The organism is Streptomyces pathocidini (assembly GCF_001418495.1).
Lineage (GTDB): Bacteria > Actinomycetota > Actinomycetes > Streptomycetales > Streptomycetaceae > Streptomyces > Streptomyces pathocidini.
Genome location: NZ_LIQY01000517.1, coordinates 1 through 3,320 on the forward strand (window position 1 = coordinate 1; position 3,320 = coordinate 3,320).

Below are 3,320 nucleotides of genomic sequence, written 5' to 3' on the forward strand. Positions count from 1 at the left end.
ACCTCCAGCGTCTTCAGATTGCGTGCGTTGACCCCCACGAGCCCCGCCCCCAGCTCCACCGCCCGCGCCGCCTCCTCCTCGTCGTGCACCTCGACCAGTGCCGTCATGTCCAACTCCCGGACCAGCCCGTAGAGTTCCCGCAGCCGTACGTCGTCCAGCGCCGCCACGATCAGCAGCACCAGATCCGCCCCACACGCGCGTGCCTCCCAGATCTGGTACTCCGAGACGATGAAGTCCTTACGGAGCACGGGCACGCGGACGGCCTCCCGCACGGCCCGCAGATCGTCCAGGGACCCCAGGAACCGCCGCTCCTCCGTGAGCACGCTGATCGCGGCGGCACCGCCCCGCGCGTACTCGGCCGCCAGCAGCGCCGGGTCGGGAATCTCCGACAGCCGCCCCTTCGACGGGCTGGCCCGCTTCACCTCGCAGATGACCGCCACGTCGGACCCGTCCCAGGCCGCCAGCACGTCCTGCGGCGGCGCGACACTCCCGGCCTCCGCCCGCACGTCGGCAAGCGACCTGACGCCCTGTCGCCTCCGGTAATCCTCCGTGGCCCCGGCCACCAAGCTCTCAAGAACGTTCATGACCCCCAGCAGACCTCAGCCGATCCACGAGAGGTAGGGCCTTAAGCCCCGAGGCCGGACCCGACCACCGTCGGGCCTTCAGAGTCTCGACCAAATGTGACGTAGACCACCAAAGACTACCAAACCCAAGACCTGATAGATCATCAAGTTCCTTGTGAAATCAAGAACTTGCGATGCGCGGCGCGCGAATCGCGGCTAGATGCATGAAATTTGAACTTTGGGCAAAAGTTGATCGCCGCTGATATAAAACTCCCATAAGGCGCGATCGAGGCCGTCAGGGGACAGATACCCGGGGTCGTCCATGGGGGTTGGGGGAATGAGTGCGGACACACGGCCGACGGCCCATCACGCCGTAAACACACGGCCCATCACGCCGTAAACACCAGGCTTCCACCCCGGCCCAGGGGTGGAAACAAAAGGGGTGCGTCCCTGTGGAAGAGGAACGCACCCCGCGGCTGCCTTCAGCCGGAACCGCTCAGTCAAGCAGTTGTTGGGAGATTAGCATGTCTCTTTTCGGGCTCTCAAAGAAGAGTGTCGCCGCGTGCGGCACGATGATCGCCGGTGTCGCCGCTCCGCTGACGCTGGCCGCGACCACTCCGAATGTCCTGACGGGCTACTTCGGGCTCACCGGCGCGACCGCGAACAGGGTCCTGAACGCCATTGAGGCGGGTACCGACATCGCCGCGGCACTTTCCGTCCTGGGCGGCGTCTCCGCGGCCGGCGGTGTGGCCATGTGGATGCTCAAGCAGGCCATCGCCAAGGGCGGTCGCAAGGCCGTCGTCGCCTGACGTTCGAGCGGCCTGCCGTTGCCGGGACGCCATGTGCGTCCCGGCAACGGGACGCTCGAAGCGCAGGTGGCGCCGCGCCGGCACCAGCCGACGGCGGGTGACGCAGCGGCGCAGGAGGACGGAGCATCACCGTGACGACTTCGGAGATGGCCGGGGAGCCGACAGCCAGCACCGGGGAGCCGGCAGCGAGCACCCGGGAACCGGCAGCGCGCGAACCGGGCGCCGGCAGGGCAGCCCCCCTCCGCCGGGTGCTGGCCCGCCGGCGGGCGGCCCTGATCGCTGGTCAGTTGCTCTGGGCCCTGGCCCTGACCACCGGTGTCCTGTTGTCGGACGGCATACCTTCCGCGGTTCACACCGAACCCAAGACACCCGGCACCGGCCTGTTCTTCGGGATTCTCGCGAACAACGCAGGCGTCGCCGCACTCGCGTTCAGCGGAGTCGCCACCTTCGGACTGACCACTATTCCCTTCACGCTGGTCTCCGGAATCGGAGTGGGTGTCTTTGTCGGCCACGCGTACGCCTTGGAGGGCGGGGCCGGCGGAGCATTCTGGCCGACGTTCCTTCCCCATGCGGCGATCGAACTCCCGGCGCTCGGTTTCGCGGTGGCCGCCGGCCTCGTCACCGGGATCGCCGCCGTACGAAGAATGGTGTCCGGGAGCCGAGGCGAAGGAATGGGCGCGCATTTCGTCGACTCGGCGGTTCTGTTCGGTATTTCTCTGGCCATGCTCGTGGTGGCCGCGGGGGTGGAAACATGGATAAGCGCTCGGTGACCGGCCCACGCGCCCGATTCCGCTGGGCCGCCGCGTCGGTGACGCTGCTGATGGCCCTGGTCAACCTCACCTTGCTGGGGCAGTACCGTGCCGCGGTCCTGGAGCGGGTGCCGGATGCCCCGCCGGGGGCTGTGAAGGCCGGTGTCGCGGCCGCCCTGCTGTTCGGTTCGGTACTCAACGCTCTGGGCGTGCTGGTGCTGTTGTTCCTCGCGGGCGCGGCCGGCGCGGCCGCCTGCCGGGCGTTCGGCACCCACACGGAGTTCACCAGGGTTCGCGTCACGGTGGCGCTGGCGGTCGCCCTCTTCCTCGCCGCGAAGGTGGTCGTGATCACCGCGGCGTCGCTGGCGTTCGGCGTACCGCAGGCCCGGCACGTGACCGAACTCATCGGCTCCGCCGACCTGTCACTGCTTCTGCTCGCGGCGGGCTGCGCCTTCGCCGTCCGGCGCGTGAGCGGCCTGACCTGGGGGCGCAGCGCGGTGTGCGCCGCGGCGCCGACCGCGGTGTTCGCGGCGTTCTGCCTGATCCCCACCTGACGCCCTGAAAGACGAGGCAAAGCCGAGCGATGAGAGGGGACTTGAGGATGTCTGGGGCCTTCGGGACCGGGCGGGCAGGAAAGACGGCCGCGGGTCTGCTGACCGCGGCCGGGGCGGTGGTCTCGGGCACCCGGGCTGTCTGGTTCTGGGCCGACCAGGCGGGTACGGCCAGGGCCGTCGAACACTCGGCGACCCTCGCCGACAACGCTCGTGGCGGCGTCCTGGAGTTGCAGAACCTGCTCAACTGGGGCTGGCTCGGCGTCGCCGCGGTGTTGCTGGCCATGGCCGTGCCCGTCGGCCTGGTCGGGATGGGGCGGTGGCTGCTGTTCGGCTTCTCGGCCCTGGTGTGCCTGCCCCTCGGAGTGGCCGGATGGAAGCTGCCGGCCGCGGACGGACTCGACGCGCTGGCGCTGCTCTTCTGCGGCTGCGTGGTGTCGGCGAGCGCTGTCGCGCTGCTCACGTCACCGAGGCAGACATGAGCCTGCGCGGAGCGGCTGCGTGGCGCAGAGCCGCTGCGTGGCGCGGAGAGAGCGCGTCGCGCGGAGCAGGCGCGTGGCGCGCCGGGATCGCGCTCGCCGAGGGCGATCTGCGCCGCCGTCGCAACCGGCTTCCCGGCTTTGTGAACCTCTCCCCCGCCCTGCGCAC

5 protein-coding genes are annotated in these 3,320 nt (G+C 69.5%); 4 read left to right on the top strand and 1 reads right to left on the bottom strand.

All coding sequences use genetic code 11. The features are described from left to right. Nucleotides 1-584, bottom strand: a 584-nt coding sequence (locus tag AOK16_RS21685; protein WP_079101640.1) for an indole-3-glycerol phosphate synthase TrpC, incomplete at its 3' end; no start/stop codon positions are given. A 503-nt stretch (nt 585-1,087) separates the two neighbouring features. On the opposite strand from AOK16_RS21685, the gene AOK16_RS21690 reads away from it, so the two are divergent. The 4 genes from AOK16_RS21690 to AOK16_RS21705 all read left to right on the top strand — a co-directional run bounded on the left by AOK16_RS21690 (nt 1,088) and on the right by AOK16_RS21705 (nt 3,154). After that, complete coding sequence (locus AOK16_RS21690; RefSeq protein WP_157859298.1) at nt 1,088-1,372, top strand: hypothetical protein; 285 nt, start codon at nt 1,088-1,090, stop codon at nt 1,370-1,372. Nucleotides 1,373-1,503: 131 nt separating this feature from the next. Next, nucleotides 1,504-2,142 carry a stage II sporulation protein M gene (locus AOK16_RS21695; protein WP_055473861.1) on the top strand — a complete coding sequence of 213 codons (639 nt, stop codon included), beginning with the start codon at nt 1,504-1,506 and terminating at the stop codon, nt 2,140-2,142. Beyond that, nucleotides 2,124-2,675, top strand: coding sequence for a hypothetical protein (locus tag AOK16_RS21700; protein WP_157859299.1), 552 nt, complete (start codon nt 2,124-2,126; stop codon nt 2,673-2,675). The genes AOK16_RS21695 and AOK16_RS21700 overlap by 19 nt, the downstream gene beginning before the upstream one ends. A gap of 47 nt (nt 2,676-2,722) precedes the next feature. Then, the gene (locus tag AOK16_RS21705; protein ID WP_055473863.1) at nt 2,723-3,154 is read left to right on the top strand and encodes a hypothetical protein; all 432 of its coding nucleotides are present in this window, start codon (nt 2,723-2,725) and stop codon (nt 3,152-3,154) included. Nucleotides 3,155-3,320: the final 166 nt, after the last annotated feature.